Annotated in this window: 21 protein-coding genes and 1 pseudogene; 15 read left to right on the forward strand and 7 right to left on the reverse strand. The window is 38.1% G+C overall.

What is annotated here, in order from left to right:
* The first annotated feature begins 198 nt into the window (after nt 1-198).
* The 3 genes from ribA to I2F17_RS09740 all read left to right on the forward strand — a co-directional run bounded on the left by ribA (nt 199) and on the right by I2F17_RS09740 (nt 2,242).
* Nucleotides 199-819, forward strand: a complete 621-nt coding sequence (gene ribA / locus I2F17_RS09730; protein ID WP_211139772.1) for a GTP cyclohydrolase II — start codon at nt 199-201, stop codon at nt 817-819.
* Nucleotides 820-934: 115 nt separating this feature from the next.
* Entirely contained in the window at nt 935-1,873 is a 939-nt protein-coding gene (gene hemF / locus I2F17_RS09735; protein ID WP_211139773.1) for an oxygen-dependent coproporphyrinogen oxidase, read from the forward strand.
* Between the two features lie 159 nt (nt 1,874-2,032).
* On the forward strand, nt 2,033-2,242 hold the full coding sequence (locus tag I2F17_RS09740) for a hypothetical protein (protein ID WP_196423706.1): 210 nt from the start codon (nt 2,033-2,035) through the stop codon (nt 2,240-2,242).
* A 66-nt stretch (nt 2,243-2,308) separates the two neighbouring features.
* Here I2F17_RS09740 and I2F17_RS09745 read toward each other — a convergent pair whose 3' ends face one another.
* Entirely contained in the window at nt 2,309-3,802 is a 1,494-nt protein-coding gene (locus tag I2F17_RS09745) for an OmpA family protein (protein ID WP_211139774.1), read from the reverse strand.
* Between the two features lie 197 nt (nt 3,803-3,999).
* Here I2F17_RS09745 and aroE point away from each other — a divergent pair, with 197 nt between their 5' ends.
* A complete protein-coding gene (gene aroE, locus I2F17_RS09750; RefSeq protein WP_196423704.1) occupies nt 4,000-4,806 on the forward strand; it encodes a shikimate dehydrogenase in 807 nt (268 codons plus the stop codon).
* A 45-nt stretch (nt 4,807-4,851) separates the two neighbouring features.
* Here aroE and hemW read toward each other — a convergent pair whose 3' ends face one another.
* The gene (hemW, locus tag I2F17_RS09755) at nt 4,852-6,006 is read right to left on the reverse strand and encodes a radical SAM family heme chaperone HemW (protein ID WP_211139775.1); all 1,155 of its coding nucleotides are present in this window, start codon (nt 6,004-6,006) and stop codon (nt 4,852-4,854) included.
* Nucleotides 6,007-6,236: 230 nt separating this feature from the next.
* On the opposite strand from hemW, the gene I2F17_RS09760 reads away from it, so the two are divergent.
* Nucleotides 6,237-7,589, forward strand: a complete 1,353-nt coding sequence (locus I2F17_RS09760) for an MATE family efflux transporter (RefSeq protein ID WP_196423703.1) — start codon at nt 6,237-6,239, stop codon at nt 7,587-7,589.
* Between the two features lie 3 nt (nt 7,590-7,592).
* On the opposite strand, the gene coaBC is transcribed toward I2F17_RS09760, so the two are convergent.
* Nucleotides 7,593-8,837, reverse strand: coding sequence for a bifunctional phosphopantothenoylcysteine decarboxylase/phosphopantothenate--cysteine ligase CoaBC (gene coaBC / locus I2F17_RS09765; protein WP_407926563.1), 1,245 nt, complete (start codon nt 8,835-8,837; stop codon nt 7,593-7,595).
* 106 nt (nt 8,838-8,943) lie between these two features.
* Here coaBC and radC point away from each other — a divergent pair, with 106 nt between their 5' ends.
* Nucleotides 8,944-9,642: a RadC family protein gene (gene radC / locus I2F17_RS09770; protein ID WP_196423702.1), complete on the forward strand. Its 699-nt coding sequence runs from the start codon at nt 8,944-8,946 to the stop codon at nt 9,640-9,642.
* Nucleotides 9,643-9,662: 20 nt separating this feature from the next.
* Complete coding sequence (locus I2F17_RS09775) at nt 9,663-10,574, forward strand: bestrophin family protein (RefSeq protein ID WP_211139776.1); 912 nt, start codon at nt 9,663-9,665, stop codon at nt 10,572-10,574.
* On the opposite strand, the gene I2F17_RS09780 is transcribed toward I2F17_RS09775, so the two are convergent.
* Complete coding sequence (locus tag I2F17_RS09780) at nt 10,571-11,422, reverse strand: PHP domain-containing protein (RefSeq protein WP_196423700.1); 852 nt, start codon at nt 11,420-11,422, stop codon at nt 10,571-10,573. The genes I2F17_RS09775 and I2F17_RS09780 overlap by 4 nt on opposite strands.
* A 44-nt stretch (nt 11,423-11,466) precedes the next feature.
* Here I2F17_RS09780 and I2F17_RS09785 point away from each other — a divergent pair, with 44 nt between their 5' ends.
* From I2F17_RS09785 to mnmC, 4 genes are read left to right on the forward strand one after another with little or no spacing between them, the layout of a single operon-like run.
* Nucleotides 11,467-12,078 carry an inner membrane-spanning protein YciB gene (locus I2F17_RS09785; protein WP_196423699.1) on the forward strand — a complete coding sequence of 204 codons (612 nt, stop codon included), beginning with the start codon at nt 11,467-11,469 and terminating at the stop codon, nt 12,076-12,078.
* A gap of 25 nt (nt 12,079-12,103) precedes the next feature.
* Nucleotides 12,104-12,406, forward strand: a complete 303-nt coding sequence (locus I2F17_RS09790; RefSeq protein ID WP_196423698.1) for a YciI family protein — start codon at nt 12,104-12,106, stop codon at nt 12,404-12,406.
* Between the two features lie 4 nt (nt 12,407-12,410).
* Nucleotides 12,411-12,884 carry a hypothetical protein gene (locus I2F17_RS09795; protein WP_196423697.1) on the forward strand — a complete coding sequence of 158 codons (474 nt, stop codon included), beginning with the start codon at nt 12,411-12,413 and terminating at the stop codon, nt 12,882-12,884.
* 11 nt (nt 12,885-12,895) lie between these two features.
* Nucleotides 12,896-14,746, forward strand: a complete 1,851-nt coding sequence (mnmC, locus tag I2F17_RS09800) for an FAD-dependent 5-carboxymethylaminomethyl-2-thiouridine(34) oxidoreductase MnmC (RefSeq protein WP_211139780.1) — start codon at nt 12,896-12,898, stop codon at nt 14,744-14,746.
* Between the two features lie 24 nt (nt 14,747-14,770).
* On the opposite strand, the gene I2F17_RS09805 is transcribed toward mnmC, so the two are convergent.
* On the reverse strand, nt 14,771-15,079 hold the full coding sequence (locus I2F17_RS09805) for a rhodanese-like domain-containing protein (RefSeq protein WP_196423696.1): 309 nt from the start codon (nt 15,077-15,079) through the stop codon (nt 14,771-14,773).
* A 90-nt stretch (nt 15,080-15,169) separates the two neighbouring features.
* On the opposite strand from I2F17_RS09805, the gene I2F17_RS09810 reads away from it, so the two are divergent.
* The gene (locus tag I2F17_RS09810; RefSeq protein WP_211139777.1) at nt 15,170-15,658 is read left to right on the forward strand and encodes a YajQ family cyclic di-GMP-binding protein; all 489 of its coding nucleotides are present in this window, start codon (nt 15,170-15,172) and stop codon (nt 15,656-15,658) included.
* A gap of 15 nt (nt 15,659-15,673) precedes the next feature.
* Here the strand turns inward: I2F17_RS09810 and I2F17_RS09815 are convergent, their stop codons facing one another.
* Both I2F17_RS09815 and trxC read right to left on the reverse strand, forming a co-directional pair.
* A complete protein-coding gene (locus tag I2F17_RS09815) occupies nt 15,674-16,093 on the reverse strand; it encodes an acyl-CoA thioesterase (RefSeq protein WP_196423694.1) in 420 nt (139 codons plus the stop codon).
* A gap of 9 nt (nt 16,094-16,102) precedes the next feature.
* Entirely contained in the window at nt 16,103-16,540 is a 438-nt protein-coding gene (gene trxC / locus I2F17_RS09820) for a thioredoxin TrxC (protein WP_196423693.1), read from the reverse strand.
* Nucleotides 16,541-16,731: 191 nt separating this feature from the next.
* On the opposite strand from trxC, the gene I2F17_RS09825 reads away from it, so the two are divergent.
* From I2F17_RS09825 to I2F17_RS09835, 3 genes and pseudogenes are all read left to right on the forward strand, one after another.
* Nucleotides 16,732-17,070, forward strand: coding sequence for a TIGR01244 family sulfur transferase (locus I2F17_RS09825; RefSeq protein ID WP_196423692.1), 339 nt, complete (start codon nt 16,732-16,734; stop codon nt 17,068-17,070).
* Between the two features lie 126 nt (nt 17,071-17,196).
* Nucleotides 17,197-18,566 (forward strand): annotated as a pseudogene (locus I2F17_RS09830) (dihydrolipoyl dehydrogenase).
* A gap of 73 nt (nt 18,567-18,639) precedes the next feature.
* Nucleotides 18,640-19,689, forward strand: a complete 1,050-nt coding sequence (locus I2F17_RS09835) for a 5'-methylthioadenosine/S-adenosylhomocysteine nucleosidase (RefSeq protein WP_196423691.1) — start codon at nt 18,640-18,642, stop codon at nt 19,687-19,689.
* Nucleotides 19,690-20,146: the final 457 nt, after the last annotated feature.

Genomic DNA, 20,146 nt, shown 5'->3' on the forward strand with positions numbered 1-20,146 from the left:
AAAGATGTATTTTAGTATGCACATTTGCGATATAGCTATACAAATTATCTAAAAAAAACCAATTTATGTTCAATCACTCATTTTTTTAACTTTAAATGGAAATAAACTATTTCGGTAGGTTTTTGTATATTTAATCTACGCAAAGCCTTTGCTTCAGCTATACTTTTTGTATTTACTCATTATAGAAGATTGTATTGTATGCCGATAAAATTTATCGCCACTTCTCGGTTGCCTACCGCTTTTGGCAACTTTGAGATTAGTGTTTTTCAAGATCCAGACACCAAAGAAGAGCATATTGCTTTATCTAAAGGACTGGTCGGTGCGCCTGCGAGCGATCAACCTGTGTTAGTCCGTATTCACTCAGAGTGTTTAACAGGTGATGCCTTTGCTTCTCTCAAATGCGACTGCGGTCCACAACTGCAAGCCACTCAAAAAATGATTCAAGAAGCTGAGCAAGGTGTGATTTTATATTTACGCCAAGAAGGTCGTGGTATTGGGCTCACCAACAAAATTCGTGCCTATGCTTTACAAGATCAAGGGCATGATACAGTAGATGCCAATCTGATGCTCAATTTACCTGCTGATGCACGTCGTTACGACATGTGTAAAATCATGTTAGATTATTTAAACATTACACAAGTTAAACTGATTACTAACAACCCATTAAAAGTACAAGCGTTGACCGATTTAGGCATTAATGTCAGTGATCGTGTTGCGCTAACAGTTGGACTTAATCCATTTAATGAATCGTATTTAAAAACCAAAGTCAGCAGAATGTCACATCTTTACAAACAAGAAGATTTTAAAGAACATCCATAAGTTAAAAAATAAATCAAGCTAAGGGATTTTATCTATATAAAATCCCTTACTTATTTTATGGTTTTATGTTTTGATAGTTGCTTCATCAACCATAACAAATAACGATGAGGTTGTTATGCAAAATCCATCACATGTAGACATCGAACGTGTCAAAGACTTCTTACTCGATCTACAGGCGCGTATTTGTACTGCACTAGAACAACAAGAAATGCAAGGTCAAGGGACAGCACAGTTCATTACAGATGATTGGACACGAGCAGAAGGTGGCGGGGGTCGGTCTCGTGTTTTACAAGATGGTCTAGTGATTGAAAAAGGTGGAGTGATGTTTTCACACATCAATATTAAAAACCTACCCGCTTCTGCAACAGCTAGACATCCAAATATTGCAGGTGCTAAAGCACAAGCCATGGGTGTTTCATTGGTAATACACCCTAAAAATCCTCATATTCCAACATCACATGCCAATATACGTTTATTTGTTGCACATCCCGAGGGACAAGATCCAATTTGGTGGTTTGGAGGCGGTTTTGATTTAACGCCATTTTATGCAGACGAACAAGATATTCAACATTGGCATCAAAATGCCTTTGATTTATGCCAGCCTTTTGGTGATCAGGTTTATGCAGAACACAAAAAATGGTGTGACGATTATTTTTATTTAAAACACCGCGATGAACAACGAGGTGTGGGCGGTTTATTTTTTGACGATTTAAATTGCTGGGATTTTGAAACCTGTTTTCAATACATGCAAGCTGTAGGAAATGGCTATTTAAATGCGATTATCCCTATTTTTGAAAAGCATCGTGAACAACCCTATACCCAAGCCCAGCGAGATTTTCAACTGTATCGACGAGGCCGTTATGTTGAATTTAATTTAGTCTATGATCGAGGAACATTGTTTGGATTACAAACAGGCGGACGTATCGAATCTATCTTAGTGAGTTTACCCAATGCCGTAAGTTGGCATTATAGACCCACATGGGATGAAGGCTCGCCAGAAGAGCGTTTAACGAGCTATTATCTAAAACCTCGTGATTGGTTGTCTAAGTCGTAATCTGCAACGTTTGTACACACCTAAATCTTACGCGCTTACATTCTGTTCATGTTTTTTAAAATGAATCGCACTTATTCATATCTATTTAATACATTTACTCTATGATGTTGTACTCAACAATTTTGAGCACCGCGTAAGCGTGTAGGACTTATATAAACTATGCTTAAACATTTTCATCAACATAAATGGCTTATCCTTACCACCATTGCTGCAAGCCTGATGTTGAGTGCGATTGGTAGTGTTTTTGCTTATAATGACGTCTTATTTGATCGCTTATCAATGACTGCCAGTGTATTTTTTGGTTTTTCTTTGTGCTTATTTTTATCTTTATTTGTCATGGAAAAAATACGCGATATTTGTAACCCTTAACTCAAATCACGCCTATTTTTGACTAAAAATGCAGGCGATTGCCTGCATTTTTAAAGCCAAAATCGATTACTGACCTTTTACGACTTCAGACTGTCCATTTTCTGTATCAATCACTTTAAACTCAATACGGCGATTTTTAAAACGACCTTCTTCTGTTTCATTATCTGCAACAGGGTTCTCTGCACCATACCCTACCGCTTGCAATCGACTTGCTGAAACACCTGTAGCGACTAAATAATCAACAACAGATTGTGCACGGCGTTGTGACAATCGTTTATTGGCTTCAGCATTACCTGTAGAATCTGTATAGCCTTCTGCAACGACATTTACACGAGGTACATTTTTAAGCAATGCAGCTGCTTGGTCTAAAATTTCCTTGTTACGAGCAGGAAGCTCTTTTGATGCAGTTGGGAAATTTATAATCTGTAAATTTAATGCATGCGCAATATCGGCAGGTTTTGCTTGCTGGCTTAATTCAGCGAGTGCTTGCTTACTGTCTTCAATACTCTTATTCACAGACTGTTCTACATTTAATGGAATAGCAGCTGTCACATCTAAATCAGGTGCAATTGCTTTTACTTCATCAATTAAACGTTTTAATGCATTTTGATCTGGTGCATTAATCACTAATTGCTGACCTTTCCACTCAAAACTTGCACGTGGAACTTTATGAATCGCGGCAAGAACGGCTTCTAATTTGTCTGATGCAGGTAACTCTGACGCATATGCTGTGTCTGTCATGACATTACAACTTGACGCTTTTTCACCAAATACTTTTTGGAATGCAGACTTAATTGTGGTTGATAGTGCGTCATTACCGACGTGTGCTGTACATGCAGGAAGCATGTCCCCTTTTCCTGAAGCCAACGTAATGTGCGCAGGCATCGTATTTTTTGCAACCTCAGAAGCAACACTTGATTGAGACGTACTCGGATTTGCTTCACTCGCAGCAGGTGCAGTCATTGAAGGTTGATCGGGTTTTTGACAAGACTTTAACCCAAAAAACACTAAAATTGCCAAAATAATTAAAGCTAAAATTGGAAAAATCTTTCTAAACACACTCACGGGCTTATCTGTTTTTTGTGCATATACATGTTGTGATTTTTCCTCGCGACCTAACATGCTACTCAAACCCAATACAGACAACAATCCTGATGCCCAAGCAGGAAACGCATTGGCTATAGTCCCAATATGTTGAGACAAATAGCCTTGGAAACCATGAACTCCAACTTCATCTTTAATCGCTTCTACACTCGGTACAATGGATTGATCAAGTAAAGAAATGACGGTTTGATCGGGTAAACTATGATGCTTTGCTAAACGGTGAACCAGTTGTTTTGTGACTGGTGCATCATCTGCAAACAATGCAGATAATGCATTGCTTTTATCTGCTAAAATTGCGTCCACTCTTTCGGGAAAATTATGCAATAGTGATAAAAAAACAGGATAAAACTGTGCTAACAAGGAGGATTTTTTATCTGCATCAACTTCTAATTGCTGATTACTCACCACCTGCGGTGTAACCTTCTCTTTCAGCAATTCGATCGGGTTTATTGACATTATGAACTCCAAAGTTATTATTTGGGTTGTTGTTTTCGCCTATAAATAGGACTATTTATTGCAGCTACTACTTACTTCTTATATAAAATGCTACTTATTTATACTAGCTCAGATATTCACCAAAAACCGTTTTTATCATTGTATTTTTGTTATCATATGTTTACATAAAAGCCATTCAATTCATTAAAGTACAGCGTATGAGTCACATTAAAAAATTTGCCGTGATTGGTAATCCGATTGAACAATCTCGCTCACCTGAATTACATCAAGCCTTTGCCAAAAAAGAAAATATATCTTTAACCTATGACAAAATATATGCAGAAAAATCAGAATTTAAAAGCATGGTATATGATTTTTTTACGCATCATGGCGTAGGTATGAACGTTACTGTTCCATTCAAAGAAGATGCATTTGCATTATGTGATGTACTGAGTGACCGTGCTCAAGCGGCCAAAGCTGTCAACACACTATGGTCAAAAGATGGACTGATTTATGGTGATAATACCGATGGCCAAGGATTGGTCGATGCCATTCATGCTCTCGGTTGGCCTCTAGCTCATGCAAAAATTTTAATTTTAGGCGCAGGTGGAGCCACTCGTGGTGTTGTTCTACCACTTGCACAAGCAGGGGCAACACAGATTGTCATTGCAAACCGCACATACGCAAGAGCTGCGCAATTAGTCTGTGATCTTAAAGCGCTCATTACTCCATCAACCATATTGACTGCATGCCCGATCGATCAAATATCTGGCCAATATGACCTTGTTATTAATGCAACATCGGCTTCTCTTTCAGGCGACACTTTAACACTCCCAAAAGATCTTCAGTTCAATTACGCCTATGAAATGGCATATGGCAAAGCATCGAGTTTTTTAACCCATGCCCAGCAACGTGGCATTGCTTATAGCGATGGGTTTGGTATGTTGGTGGGTCAGGCTATTGTTTCTTTTGAAATTTGGAATGGATGCAAACCTAAGCTGACTGATTTTTTAGATTTAAAATAATCCTACTTTATAGCTATAGTCTATCGATTAAGATTGATCCATAGACTATAAAAATTGCTCTAATACAGTATTTAAAAATAGGTGACCTTGTGTTGTACATGCAAGTACCTCGCGGTCGTCACGTAACAACCCTTGTTTTTGCAATTTTTTAATCTTGGCATGTAAAGGCTCTAAGGACAACCCTGTTCTTAATGTATAATTTTCGACACTAATCCCTTGATTTAAACGTAATACATTCATCATAAACTCAAAAGGCATTTCTTCCTCAGAGATGTGTTGCCAATGAATATTAGGTGCAGGAACATCAGCTAAATAATCTTTAGGTTGCCTTGTTTTTTGAAAACGATATATACCATGGTTTAAAGTAACCTTACCATGTGCGCCTGCCCCAATTGCTAAATAGTCGCCAAATTGCCAATAATTCATATTATGTCGCGATGGTGCCTCTTTACGCCATGCAGAAACTTCATACTGTACAAAGCCTTGAGACCTTAAATATACTTCTCCTTGACTTTGTATGTCTTCCAAGGTGTTTTCATGAGGTAAAATGGGTTTAGTACGAAAAAAAACTGTATTTGGCTCAATGGTCAGCTGATACCATGAAATATGTGTAGCTCCGTGCTCTACGGCCTGTTTTAAGTCAAACAGTGCTTGTTCACAACTTTGTTCAGGTAATCCATGCATTAAGTCGACATTAACACGTTGAAACCCTGCTTTTTTGGCATTTTTTATTGCATCTACAGCATTATTTGCAGAATGAATACGACCTAATTTTTGCAGATGTGTCGTATCAAAGGTTTGTACACCCAACGATAATCGGTTTATACCTGCTTTTAAATAGTCTTCAAATGGTTGGTGTTCAAGTGTACCTGGGTTTGCCTCTAAGGTAATCTCACAGTCTGAGCGAAATTCGATTTTCCTTTTAATTTGCTCAAACAACCACGTATACCCATGAGCAGAAATTAATGATGGTGTACCACCGCCAATAAAAATACTTTCAATACAGCGCTCTTGCACATACTCAAGCTGTGTATTCAAATCTTCAACTAAAGCATGTAAATACTGTTGCTCTAAATCTAAAGAGAGTGTGCCATCTGGGACAGTGTGCGAATTAAAGTCACAGTATGGACATTTTTTCACACACCAAGGCATATGAATATACAAAGACAACGGAATATTTTTTGGGTTTAATACAGTCAAAAATGTCACTCAATTACACATCAATTTTTCGGTAGTAATATTAACATGCTGTCTGATTAATTTTGATATTCGCTACAAAATAATCTTACTGCTGTTTGATCTTAAGTCAGTTAAATTGAGTTTTTTTGCTTAGATTTTGTTATATTGCCACCTGTTTAACACAAAACATTGACATCGTATTTCCGCACTTTATAAAACACAAACCATTATAGCAACATAAGAGTATTTGTATGGCACAGGTTGCGAGTTTTCGCACTGAATTCAAACAGTTATTAACACTGATGATTCCAATTTTAATGACACAATTCTCGCAAGCAGGATTAGGTTTAATCGACACGATTATGGCAGGTCAAATTTCAGCGGCCGACTTAGCTGCAATCGCCATTGGTGTAGGAATATGGATACCCATCATGTTACTTTGCGCCAGTATTGTGCTTGCAACCACCCCATTAATTGCTGAAGCGATGGGTGCGCAGAAACGTCAAAATATTTCCTACATTGTTCGACAGTCAATGTGGCTGTCTGCAGGACTTGGGATCTTTGCATTTTTTATTTTGCAACTTATGCCATTTATGCTTTCTGTGTTTAAAGTACCTGCCGATTTACAGCCTAAAGTTAGTTTGTTTTTACGTGCCATCGCGTTTGGTATGCCCGCAGTATGTATGTACACTTCATTACGTTGCTATTCTGAAGCGCTTGGATATCCTCGCCCTGTAACGGTTATTAGCCTTTTGTCTTTGATCGTGCTCATTCCACTCAATTATATTTTTATGTATGGCATAGGCCCAATCCCAGAATTGGGCAGTGCAGGTGCAGGTTTTGCCACGGCAATCCTACAATGGCTCATGTTATTTACACTGGCCATCTATATTGCGCAATCCAAAACATATCAAAGCGATCAACTGTTTACACAGTGGGATCGTTTTAATCCCATCATGGCAAAAAGAATTATGCTTCTTGGCATCCCGATTGGTCTTGCCGTTTTCTTTGAAGTGAGTGTGTTTTCGTCAGGTGCAATTATTTTAAGCACATTAGGTGATACCATTGTTGCAGCACATCAAATTGCCATCTCTGTGACCTCACAATTATTTATGATTCCAATGTCTTTATCGATTGCGCTCACGATTCGTGTAGGAACATACTATGGTGCGAAAAATTGGGATGCCATGAAAAAAGTACAACATGTCGGTTTAGTGACGGCCGCTTTTTTGTCCTGTATTACAATGCTAATTATTGCCATTTTTAAAGAACACATTACTGCACTATATACTCACGATATGCGTGTTGCTCACATCACATTATCTTTACTCTATTTTTGTATTAGTTACCAATTATTAGATGCATTACAAGTCAGTGCAGCAGGTTGTTTAAGAGGCATGCAAGATACTCGTTCTTCGATGTGGGTGACACTGCTTTCATATTGGGGTATTAGTATGCCATTAAGTATTTATTGGATTCGCTATTCTGGGCATGGCCCAGAAGCCATTTGGTTAAGTTTAAACATTGGACTACTGGTCGCTTGTGTTTTACTCTTAAGTCGCTTATATATTACCAATCAAAAAATCACCCATCAAACATCATAGCCACTATGCGCGATGATGTTTTAGTTGAGTTAAAGCGACTGAAATAGATTCAACCAACTTTTCTGCGATCTGAAATTTAGTGGCACGTGGTAATGTTTGAGCAGGCATGGCATATTGTTGTGCGAAAAAGACCACCATTGCATTGTGATCTGAAGCAAAACCAATGTCAGATCTAGATACATCATTACATGCAATCATATCTAATTTTTTCGCGATCAGTTTTTTATGAGCATAATCTTCCACATGCTGTGTTTCAGCTGCAAATCCCACCATAAATGGTCTTTTAGCATGTTCGGCAACTGTTGCAACAATATCAGGATTTTTAAGTAAATGAATGGCTAATGTGTCGCCCGATTTTTTAATTTTTTGGGTGGCCACTTCTGCCACTTTATAATCGGCAACCGCAGCTGTTGCAATAAATACATCACACCCTGCATCTATACAAGCCAAACTGTGTGTGAGCATTTCAGTGGCGGAAGTTACATTATGACGTTTAACGCCAAATGGTGTAGCCAAACTCACAGGCCCTGCAATCAGAGTTACTTCAGCACCTGCTGCATAACATGCAGTAGCCAAAGCAAAACCCATTTTTCCTGTACTATGATTTGAAATATAACGCACAGGGTCAATTGCTTCTCGAGTTGGACCTGCCGTAATTACAACACGTTGTCCGGCCAGTATCCCTACTTTTTTTGCTAAATCTCGTTGTTTTTGCTGAAAGTATGCAAACACTTGTTCAGCCAACACTTCAGGCTCAGGCATACGACCTCGCCCTACATCACCACATGCTTGTGATCCTGCATCAGGCATCATCACATGTACGCCATCAGCCGTTAAAGTTTCTAAATTACGTTGAGTAGCTTTTGCAGACCACATGTGTTGGTTCATTGCAGGAGCAATCCATACAGGTGCTTTGGTGGCAAGATATAAAGTTGACAATAAATCATCTGCCAAGCCCTGTGCAAGTTTGGCCATCACATCACAACTTGCAGGGGCAACCAGAACTAAATCAGCCCAACGTGCCAGCTCAATATGCCCCATGCCCGCTTCGGCGTCTGGATCAAGTAAAGTTGTGTGTACAGGATTTGCAGATAAGGCTTGAAATGTGAGCGGTGTAATAAATGCCTGTGCACCTGTCGTCATAACAACCCGTACATCAAACCCATAATCTTTTAAACGGCGAACTAAAATTGCGCTTTTGTACGCAGCAATACCACCTGTCACAGCCAATACAATGTTTTTACTCATATTTATATCTTGATTCAAATGACTCATCCATGACACCTTCTCTTGCACTGCACGTCACAATAGCATTAAATACAATACGACCCAAGCATATAAACCACCAAAACACATGAGTATTTACCACACGACATCTCCTATTCATTCATGGCCTGAGCAGGAACGTCCTCGAGAGCGACTCTTAAAACAAGGGCCACACAGTTTATCTGATGCAGAATTATTGGCGATCTTTTTACGTTCAGGCTCGCAACAACATTCTGCGGTCAGTCTTGCTCGTCAGCTTATTCAGCATTTTGGTGGACTCAATCCAATTTTTGATTGTAGTTTAGAACAGCTCACCGCATTTCATGGCATTGGAAGCACAAAATATGCACAAATCATGGCTGTTAAAGAGTTAGGACGGCGTTATATGGAGCAAGATTACCTATTGGCAAAAAAACCATTAAACCAATCTAAACATGTTATTGATTTTTTGCGTTATCAACTACAAGGTGAAAAACAAGAAGTCTTTGCTGTACTTTGTTTAGATGCTGAACTGTGCCAACTCGATTTTAGTGTTTTATTTTATGGCAGTTTAAATCAATGTCAGTTTTCAAGTAATCAATTTACCCGACATATTATTAAGCACCATGCATCGCAAATTATTATTTGCCACACTCATCCGTTTGGGCATGCACACCCATCCGATGCCGACTATCAGTTAACCACAGATATTCAAAAAATCTGTAGTTTGCTTGAAATACAATTGGTTGACCATTGCATTATTGCACCAACAGGTTCATTCTCATTTGCTGAACATCAACTCATATAAATGACACACAGAACGCCAATATGATCGTCCGAGATAAAAATAATATTCTTCAACTGCTCTTTTCTTGGCGAGGTACAATCCTGCCTAAGGTACTACCAGAACTGACCATTTTAATGCTTTTATCAGCCGTGATCGTTTTTTTAGTTTCTCACCAATACATTCATGCACCACAAATGCCAGCGCTCGGATTTACACTTTTTGGCATTATTTTATCTATTTTTTTAGGCTTTAGAAATAATGCCAGTTATGAACGTTGGTGGGAAGGACGTAAGCTGTGGGGAGCACTCATTGCAACTGCACGCCACATCGACCGTGACAGTCATATTCTACCCACATTAAAACGAAAACAACTTCTTCATCATTTAATGATTTTTAGCAATGTATTACGCGACCGATTACGCCAACAAACCATTGATTTAGAAAATTATTTAAAAGAAGCATCGCTTCCTATACAAGCAGTGAATGACTTAAACCAGCATATCAATGCGCCACAGTACATGTTAGGGCTCATGCAACAAGAGCTGTTTAATGCATATAAAGCAGGCGAAATTAGCGATATTTTATACACCCAACTTAACACACACGTCATCGAACTTGGCTCAGTACAAGCAGGCTGTGACCGTATTGCAGGCACCCCCATCCCTTATGCCTATGCTGTGTTGTTAAATCGAGCGGTATATAGTTTTTGCTTTTTACTTCCCTTTAGCTTCGGTTCAACACTTGGGCTGTGGACACCTATTTTAGTTGGGCTACTTGCATATATGTTTTTGGGACTAGATAAACTTGCTGCAGAGCTTGAAGAACCTTTCGGACAGCAAGATAATGATTTACCGCTTGATTCAATTGTTAGACTGGTCGAAAGAGAATTACTCACGTCACTCAATGAACCTCTTCCACCGAGTATTATATTGAATCATCATCATTTAAATTAATGAAATTTTTCCCAAACTCCAATTTGTCCGTCTTTTAATACAGGAGTTTGACCGAGTTTTGCCCACGGTAAATGATCACCATGAAAATCACTGCCAACCGACACATCAAAATGATATTCAGCAATCAGTCGGTCAATCATTTGTCGTGTAGATGCCTTTTCACTACGTGGTGGCAACTCCATCGCATCTCCTCCAAGTTGGTGAAACAGTGCAGCCAAATAACGAATATTCGTGGCAGATAAGCCATAACGTGTCGGATGCGCTAAAACGGCAATACCTTGAGCCTCATGAATTGCATCAATGGTTTGCTGAAGATCGATCCAATTTAACCCTACATAAGCTGGCTTACCTTCTTTTAAAAAACGGTCAAACGCTTGTTGTAATCGATTAACCACTCTATTTTCTAACAGTGCCTGTGCAATATGATTACGAGTAATATGGTCAGCATGACCATCAACTCGCTGTAATATTTCATCATAAAAATCATGTTTGAGTACTTTTTCTAATTTTTCACAAATTTGCTGAGCTCTTTGTGCACGTATATGCTTTTGCGTACATAATACTACCTCTAAACATTCGACATGTTGCATGTTTAACGCCACAATGTGCACGCCATAGTTTTTATGGGTACTTGGGCGTGACCATTGACTAGAAATTTCTACGCCTTGAATGATCTTTATGTCATGATCAGCTGCAGTATTTATCGCCCTTTGCACACCATCCATAGAGTCATGATCTGTCAATGCCAAGGTATGCACCCCTAAATCTACAGCCCGTTGCACAAGGGCTTCTGGGGTCAAAACACCATCAGAAATATTACTATGTGTATGTAAATCTATACCCTGCATATCTTATACTATACCACTCGCGAGATAGGATTAAACACTTTAACATGAAAGCACTTTTGGACTTTATCCCATTAATTATATTTTTTTATTTTTATAAAACAGTCGATCCAAGCAATAATCATCACCCACTCCTCGCCCTGATTGGTTCTGCAGGTGGTAAAGATAATAATAATATTTTGGTTGCAACAGCAGCACTCATTATTTCCATGGTTGTCGTTTATACCGCCTTGTTTATCTTTCAAAAATTTCGCCTTGATAAGCAACAATGGTTAATTTTATTTATGACCGTGATCTTTGGTGGCGTAACATTAATTTTAAACGATGATTTTTATATCAAGCTCAAAGCCGCTCTTCTCAATTTCTTATTTGCAGGTGCCTTTTTAGTCTCGCCACTTTTTAACAAAGAGCGTACCCCATTAATTAAGCGTATGTTTGGCCCTGTACTTGAACTTTCAGCACAAGGCTGGCGTAAACTCAATTATGCATGGGCAGGCATGTTTTTGGTGATGTGCTCTTTACATGTCTTCTTTGCATTTATATTTATGCACGGTAAATATTGGGGTGAATTCACGTCATTTGGTGATATGCTCGTTATGTTTTCATTTATTATTGGGCAATTTATTTTGCTAAGAAAGCATTTTAAATCAACAGACTAAATTAGATATTCACAAGGACTAAAAGATGGCTTTATATATTATTACCTGTACAGACCATGACAATGTATTGGCTCAACGACTTGCTGCACGACCAGATCATCTTGCGCGTTTAGAAAAATTACAAACAGCAGGACAATTGATTCTTGCAGGCCCAATGCCTAAAAACCCAGAAAACGTACAAGAAGGTTTTTATGGTAGTACCTTAATCGTTGATTTTTCTTCAAAAGAAGCACTAGATGCTTGGATCGCAGAAGAACCGTATCTTAAAGCAGGTGTTTACAGTCATGTAGATGTAAAACCATTTCTTCAAGTTTTTCCTAAAGGCTAACACTATGCGTCATATTGTATGTCGTTTTGTTGCGAGCATGCTGTTCATCCCTTCGTTGACATGGGCGGTAGAATCATCTGCACCACCAACTCAACAACCGACAACAACGATCCCAACAAACCCTAGCAGTAGTGTTACCGCAACACCCACCGTTAGAAAGGGGCCCGCTCCCCTTGTAGAGCCTAATTCACCTGCACAACTGGCTCAAAAAAAAGCAGAAGATGACCTAAAAATAAAAGCATTGGTTAAAAACCAAGAAACACGTATGCAACAGCTTGAAAAAGCCAACCTCGATGCATTGGCTCGCAATCAAGAACTACAACTTAAAAATGATAATCTTGGTGTACAAGTACAAGTCCTACAAAGTGAGCGTACGGCTCAGTTATTTATGTATGGTGCAGCCACTCTTGGCGTTGGTGTACTTTTTGGCTTTATATTAGCAGGATATATTTATAGTAAACGCCGTAGACAATGGTAAAGTAAAAAGGAATACACGTGTTTGGACAAATTGAACATGCTCAGTTAGATTGGCAATGCGTAGATGGCATCGATATTCCTTGCTCTCGCCAGTTTGGGGATGTGTACTTTTCAAAAGCCAATGGATTACTCGAAACACGACACGTTTTTCTACAGGGTAATGAACTGAATACTCGCCTAAGTGAGCTCAGCGATCACCAATACTTTTGTGTGGGTGAAACAGGTTTTGGTACAGGCTTAAACATTTTGGCACTTTGGCAATTATGGCGTGAAGTGCGCCCCCAAAACCATAGCCACTTACACGTGGTCAGTGTAGAAAAATATCCACTTTCGCACAGCGATCTCATTCGAGCACTCAATGCATGGCCTGAGCTTCAACCGCTTGCCAAACAATTGATTGCTCAATATCCTCAGCCTATTTCTGGCTGTCATCGCCTCTGTTTTCCTCAAGAACGATTTAGTCTCGATTTATGGTTAGGAGATGCCACGGATATTTTCCCTGTCATCACCAGTAATACACCGATTGATGCTTGGTTTCTCGATGGTTTTGCACCCTCATGCAATCCTGAATTATGGCAAGAAAATATTTTAAAACATATGATTCGCTTGTCTAATCAAGGTACAACATTTGCGTCATTTAGTGTTGCGGGAGTCTTAAAAAGAGGGCTGCAAGCACATGGTATTCAAATTACTCGACCTCGAGGTTTTGGACATAAACGTGAAATGCTTAAAGGTATTTGGCCTCACACAACAACCTCACAACATCATGCTCAATTCGCACAAAAAGACATTGCCATCATTGGTGCAGGTATTGCAGGCTTAACCACAGCGTGGGCATTTGCACAGCGTGGACATCACGTACGTATTTTTGAAAAAACTGCCCCCATTTGTGGTGGTTCAGGAAATCCTCTAGCGCTCATCAATCCAAAAATTTGTCCTATCGAGCAAGCCCATGAACACCTTATGGTGTCGAGTTGGCAATATGCACAAAATTACTATTCAGCATTTAAAGCATTCTCCCTCATTGCTGTTGAACAAAATGACTTAAAACACAGTGGTGAACTTCATAAAATTGCTCAAAATTATCCACACAATACTTTTACGCAATTGACCTTAGCCCATCAAAATAGCCTCTATCCAACAGCCACTTTAATGCATGCTGGAGCCGTTCGACCCCATGTACTAAAAGATGAAATACTTGCTCATCCAAATATTCAACTTTGTATCGCAGACATATGTGAAATACAAGAAAATGAACAGAGCGTTATGGTCATCGATCAACAAAAAAATCGCATTCAAGTCGACCACGTTATCTCTTGCGTTGCTACCGCCAGTCATGAACTCTTTACGGCACACCCAAAATTAAAACCGATTCGTGGTCAAGTAAGTTGGTTTAAAACGAATACTTCACCACTTAAACCACAAACAGCACTCAGTTATGGTGGTTACATGGCTCAACTTGATCCAACACAATTAATTATTGGAGCATCATTTCAACCACAGCGTACAGATACAGAGATTCTTTTAGAAGACCATGCACACAATCTAACGCTCCTAAATCAAGCGTACCCTAACTACAGCCAACATTTTCCGTCCATTAGCACATGGCAAGGACGCAGTGCAATCAGAGCACAAAGCCCTGATTATTTTCCTATAGTTGGAAAAATTAAAGAGTATACGCGTGTATATACTCTGTCTGGTTTAGGGTCTAAAGGCTTTTTATTTGCACCACTATGTGCAGAGGTTTTAGCAGCAGAAATCAATGGCGAAGTTCTTCCCATTCCAAAGAGCCTCTATAACAAACTCACAACTCAACGTTTTAACAAAAAAAAGAAGGCTAAAAAGCCATATTATCAGCATTAAAAAAAGCGCCTTAAGGCGCTTTTTTTAATGCTGTATAGGCATATTTGCTGCACGAACAGCTCGCATACCACCCATCAACACCACATACTCTCTACGACTATCATAGTTTTCTAATTTTTCTGCTGCACGTGGTGCTTTACTCCCACCGCCACAAAGTACATAGATTGGCTGATCCACAGATATATTCGTCAGACTTTGCTCATTAATATCATCAATTGGTAAATTGACTGTGCCTTGCAAATGACCTTCACGATACGACTGAACATCACGAACATCCCAAATGACTGCATCTTTTGGGAAGTCAAATGTTGTAATTTCTTGTTTACGGATCATGCTATACTCCTTTTTATAAAACAACACTTGGCAAATCAAGAAAACCCCCATAGCATCTCAGATATTTCATCCATTTGTAAAGGTATAGATATGTCATCTTTTGATATCGTTTCTGAACTCGAACTTTTTGAAGTGAACCATGCGGTACAAAACACTCAAAAAGAGATCTCTACACGTTTTGACTTTCGTGGACAAGACGTGAATATCGAGCTGAATGAAAAAAACAAAGAAATTAAAATTTCGACTGAGAGTGATTTTCAATGTGAGCAAGTATATAGCATGCTAGAAAATCACTTTTATAAACGCAAAATTGATGTACAAGCAATGGACCCACAAAAAGCAGCCGCTTCTGGTAAACACATTGTACAAGTCATTCAGCTTAAAGATGGGTTAGACTCAGACACAGCAAAGAAAGTAAATAAGGCGATTAAAGAAAGTGGCATCAAAGTTCAATCATCTATTCAAGGTGATAAGATTCGAGTCACAGACAAAAAGCGAGATACGCTACAAAATGTCATGGCCTTTTTGAAGGATCAACAATTTGGTATTCCATTACAGTTTAATAACTTTAAAGACTAACCTCTCACAGCTCCATTAAGGAGCTGTTTCTTTTAATACCTTACTTTTTAATGCCTCTACAATTTGACGTTTACGTCCATTTGCATCAACCGCAACAAAAGTAAAAATCCCCGCTGTCACTTGTTTTGCAGGTCGAGATTCATCGTGACTATCCCATACTTCAATTTGAATTTGAATAGATGTATTTCCTACTTTTAAAATTTTAGTATAGCAACTAATGACATCACCTATTTTTACAGGCACCAAAAATGACATTTGATTAATTGCAATGGTGGCACAACGCCCCTGACTAAAACGCTCTGCATGAATAGCGCCAGCTAGATCCATTTGTGAAACAATCCAGCCACCAAAAATATCACCACTCCAATTCGTATCTGCAGGCATAGCAATGGTTTGTAATGACAGCGTGCCTTCTGGTTTGCTCATTTGTGACATATAACACTCCTATGTGAATGAGACTTTTGTGATATTTTGATCAACCCACTGTTTTAATTCAGTTGCTTTGAGCGCACCGCTCACTCGTGCCAATTCAGTGGTTTTATTCATTAATACCAATGTAGGAATGCTTCGAACATGAAAAGCTTGACTTAACCTTGGATTAGTTTCTGTATTAATTTTTGCAAAAACCACCTGTTGATATTGAGATGCAACATGCGCAAAATGAGGTGCCATTGCTTTACAAGGACCACACCAGTCTGCCCACAAATCAATCACAATGGGTAAGTCACTATATTGAATAAAAGTACTAAAATTTTTCTCATTAAGCTCAATTGGTTTTTTTTGAAGCAATATAGTACGACATTGACCACATAAAGGATCATCATTCAACTGAGCGCTTTCTAATCGATTTTTAGCTGTACACGTAGGACATACAACAATCATTTTTGCTCCATGATTCAGATATTATTTATCAAACCATCATAATGCCAAAGCTTAAATGATGCTACCCAATAGACGATCATGCCAATCATTAACTCATTCAGTAAAAAATTAAAATAGAGAGCATGATCATCGCTCACATTGTTAATAATTTAGAGTAGTATAAGCTGACACAATAAATATTGGAGTATACGATGAGTGAAAATGTAGGTTTTGCAGGACAAATTGCTCCTCAACAAGTAGATCAAATTGTTGAAAAGGGCTTTAAATCAGTCATTAACAACCGCCCAGATTTTGAAGGTGGTGCAGAACAACCCACAAGCGCACAAATCGAAGAAGCATCTAGAAATGTTGGATTAGACTATGTATTTCAACCTGTCATTTCAGGACAAATTACTGAGCTTGATGTGAGAACATTTGCTAATCATTATAATGAACTCCCTAAACCGATTTTAATGTTTTGTCGTACAGGAAGTAGGGCAAATAACTTATATCAAATTGCAAAACAAATGGACTTATTAGATGACGAATAAGCAAAAGAAAGCTGCGCTATATGTATAGTGTAGCTTTCTTAAATGTAAAGAAATGCAATATCTAAAATGACTGGCAAAAAATAAGCTATATTAAGATCATTACAATATTAGCCCAAACACATAATGATTTACGATATCATCATCATTGGTGCAGGATCAGCAGGAATTAGTGCATATACTGCAGCAAAAAAACAAACAGATCACCTTTTAATTATTAACGATGGCCCTTGGGATACAACCTGTGCCCGTGTAGGATGCATGCCAAGTAAAGTGCTCATTGCAAGTGCAAACCAATACCATGATGCAAAAAACTTATCTTTAGTTGGCATAGATGCAAAAGTTACAGCAGATTTATCAGGGGTTTTACCACGTGTAAGAGAATACCGTGATCGATTTACACAGGGCATGCAAAAAACAGTAGACTCTTGGAAAGCTGAACATAAAATAAATGGCAAAGCACGTTTTATAAATTCAAATACGGTTGAGGTCAATGGTAAAAAATATCAGGCTAAAGCCTTTATTATTGCTGTTGGAAGTACTCCACGCCCAAATGATGAGTGGCAAAAAGCAGTTGGAGATCGCTTACTCACAACAGATACCCTCTTTGAATTAAAAACTTTACCAAATTCAATCGCTGTCGTGGGTAGCGGAACAATTTCAACTGAACTTGCGCTTGCTTTACATCACTTAGATGTTAAAACTACTATTTTTGCTCGTGGCAAACATATTGCGAGTGCAACAAGCCCACGCATTCAAGAGTTAGTTATTAAAGCATTACAACCTAAGCTCAATGTATTATTTGAAACATCACCCGACTCATTGACATTAAAGTTGAAGTTGATTTTACTTATCAAGATCAAAAACAAAAAATTGCTGTAGATTATGTGCTGAATGCGACCGGACGTGTATCTCATCTTGATGGGCTTGGTTTAGACCAAATTGATCCTACCTATTCCGATTTAAAACAATTACCTATTGATGAATATACTAAACAATTAGCCAAACATCCTATTTTTATTGTAGGTGATGCACACACAACACCCCCTGTACAACACGAAGCATCTTATGAAGGTAAAATTGCAGTCAAAAATGTATTTAACTTTCCAGATGTGACAGAAGGAAAAGATTTACCACCATTATCTGTTGTTTTTTCATCTCCAGAAATTGCAATTGTCGGTCAATCTTATAAACAGCTTAAAGATAAGCAAATTGACTTTGAAACAGGCTTTGCATCATATGAAAATCAAGGTCGTGCTACAGTTCTTGGCAAAAATATAGGTGGAATCGAGGTTTATATAGAAAAAGACACTCAAATATTTTTAGGTGCAGAAATTTTTGTCACTGAAGGCGAACATTTAGCGCATTTATTGGCATGGATCTTAAAACAAAAACCAACGATTCAGGATATTCTCAGTCAACCTTTTTATCACCCGACACTTGAAGAAGGTGTAAGAACAGCATTTCGCGATGCCAAATATAAACTAAAATCTAAATAAATTTTAAAATTCTACACAGCTTGGTTTTATATTAAAATGTGTGCATTTAAATCACTCTGTGTAGAAAACGCTAATGCAACTTAAAAAATTATTAACTGTTTTGGGTATGGTCAGTATTGTTGGTGGTTTAACTGCATGTACGACAATGAACACTCATAAATCATCTTCTATGCACTCTCATTCTACTACACCACAGTATTTAACAGATGCAACACCAAGACTTGGTATTATTGCAGCGTTTGGTCAAGAAGCTGATTTGCTTCTTGCATCAATGACCCATAAAAAAGAATATTTAATTCGCGGTAAAACATTTACAACAGGTGAACTTGAAAATAAACCTGTTGTTATTACTTTAAGTGGCATCAGTATGACCAATGCTGCAATGACTACACAGCTATTATCTGACCACTTTCAATTAAAAGGATTAATATTTAGTGGTATTGCTGGTAGTTTGAATCCTAATTACCATGTTGGTGATGTTGTTATTGCAAAAGGTTGGGTTGCACCCAATGAGGTTTATTTTGCCAACAATACCGACCTACCCTCAGCATGTGGTTCAGCAGGTGATATCTCATGCTTAGGCTTAGTTTTAGATCAATCTATTCCACCTTATCAACAACAGTTTTTCCGTAAAACCAATGTGATTAATTCTTCTAACTACCAAAAAATTGCTTTAACTACAAAAATTGGAGATCAAACTATTCCAGTTGCCTATGGGGAAATGAAAAGTCATTTTTCTGTTGATCAGTCTATGTGGAATATTGCCAACACTATCCAGCCCACCATTCAACTAGAAGCAATTTGTAGTGATAAAACAACTTGTTATCAGCCTAAAATTGTCATGGGGAATCATGGAGTTTCAGGTGGTGCATTTCTAGCCAATTCAAAATATCGCGATTATTTACATCAGTATATGCAAGGTGATTATGTAGATATGGAAACTGCTGCTGTTGCTCAAGTGGCTTATGCAAATGAGATACCATTTATTGCCTTCCGTAGCTTATCTGATTTAGCAGGTGCAGATCATGACCCCAATGTAGCTGCGTTTTTTGGTTCAGGTGTTGCTCAGCGTAATGCAGCAAAACTTACTTTAGGTTTTGTTAAAGAGTGGACTACTCCATAAATACATATTCGTATTAAAGAGAAATTTAAACTTCTCTTTAATACGATTTAATTTATTAATATTAGTAAAATACATAAAATTAAAATTAGTTTTATAAAATAATTCGAATCCTGCTTAAGCCTTTATTTTAAAATCATTTAATTATGGTATTTTGATCAAACACTGAAATTATATCGCATATATTTTTAGTCACTCAGAGTTATTTTTTAAGGAAATCGGTCTATTTATTATACTAAACTTCAAAGTAAGCTATTTAAAACAGTAGCTTAGCTGAATTCCTTAAACAGGATTTAGGGATAAAATAAAGGATTTTCTTTATGTATGAGAACAGTATCATGCTCTTACGAGGTGATATTGTCGTGGGTAGATGTTGTGTTTTTTTCTTTGAGTGTGGGTTATAGATGTTGTATGTACAGTAGGTGTCATTTGGATTTATAAAAATGTAAGGCTAAAAAAA

The sequence above is a fragment of the Acinetobacter baretiae genome (assembly GCF_015627105.1).
Taxonomy (GTDB): domain Bacteria; phylum Pseudomonadota; class Gammaproteobacteria; order Pseudomonadales; family Moraxellaceae; genus Acinetobacter; species Acinetobacter baretiae.

Bases quoted from the DNA above. Each gene is read 5' to 3' on its own strand.
- ribA (WP_211139772.1), top strand. From the start codon at position 199: ATGCCGATAAAATTTATCGCCACTTCTCGGTTGCCTACCGCTTTTGGC.
- hemF (WP_211139773.1), top strand. From the start codon at position 935: ATGCAAAATCCATCACATGTAGACATCGAACGTGTCAAAGACTTCTTA.
- I2F17_RS09740 (WP_196423706.1), top strand. From the start codon at position 2,033: ATGCTTAAACATTTTCATCAACATAAATGGCTTATCCTTACCACCATT.
- I2F17_RS09745 (WP_211139774.1), bottom strand. From the start codon at position 3,802: ATGTCAATAAACCCGATCGAATTGCTGAAAGAGAAGGTTACACCGCAG.
- aroE (WP_196423704.1), top strand. From the start codon at position 4,000: ATGAGTCACATTAAAAAATTTGCCGTGATTGGTAATCCGATTGAACAA.
- I2F17_RS09760 (WP_196423703.1), top strand. From the start codon at position 6,237: ATGGCACAGGTTGCGAGTTTTCGCACTGAATTCAAACAGTTATTAACA.
- coaBC (WP_407926563.1), bottom strand. From the start codon at position 8,837: ATGAGTAAAAACATTGTATTGGCTGTGACAGGTGGTATTGCTGCGTAC.
- radC (WP_196423702.1), top strand. From the start codon at position 8,944: ATGAGTATTTACCACACGACATCTCCTATTCATTCATGGCCTGAGCAG.
- I2F17_RS09775 (WP_211139776.1), top strand. From the start codon at position 9,663: ATGATCGTCCGAGATAAAAATAATATTCTTCAACTGCTCTTTTCTTGG.
- I2F17_RS09780 (WP_196423700.1), bottom strand. From the start codon at position 11,422: ATGCAGGGTATAGATTTACATACACATAGTAATATTTCTGATGGTGTT.
- I2F17_RS09785 (WP_196423699.1), top strand. From the start codon at position 11,467: ATGAAAGCACTTTTGGACTTTATCCCATTAATTATATTTTTTTATTTT.
- I2F17_RS09790 (WP_196423698.1), top strand. From the start codon at position 12,104: ATGGCTTTATATATTATTACCTGTACAGACCATGACAATGTATTGGCT.
- I2F17_RS09795 (WP_196423697.1), top strand. From the start codon at position 12,411: ATGCGTCATATTGTATGTCGTTTTGTTGCGAGCATGCTGTTCATCCCT.
- I2F17_RS09805 (WP_196423696.1), bottom strand. From the start codon at position 15,079: ATGATCCGTAAACAAGAAATTACAACATTTGACTTCCCAAAAGATGCA.
- I2F17_RS09810 (WP_211139777.1), top strand. From the start codon at position 15,170: ATGTCATCTTTTGATATCGTTTCTGAACTCGAACTTTTTGAAGTGAAC.
- I2F17_RS09815 (WP_196423694.1), bottom strand. From the start codon at position 16,093: ATGTCACAAATGAGCAAACCAGAAGGCACGCTGTCATTACAAACCATT.
- trxC (WP_196423693.1), bottom strand. From the start codon at position 16,540: ATGATTGTTGTATGTCCTACGTGTACAGCTAAAAATCGATTAGAAAGC.
- I2F17_RS09825 (WP_196423692.1), top strand. From the start codon at position 16,732: ATGAGTGAAAATGTAGGTTTTGCAGGACAAATTGCTCCTCAACAAGTA.
- I2F17_RS09835 (WP_196423691.1), top strand. From the start codon at position 18,640: ATGCAACTTAAAAAATTATTAACTGTTTTGGGTATGGTCAGTATTGTT.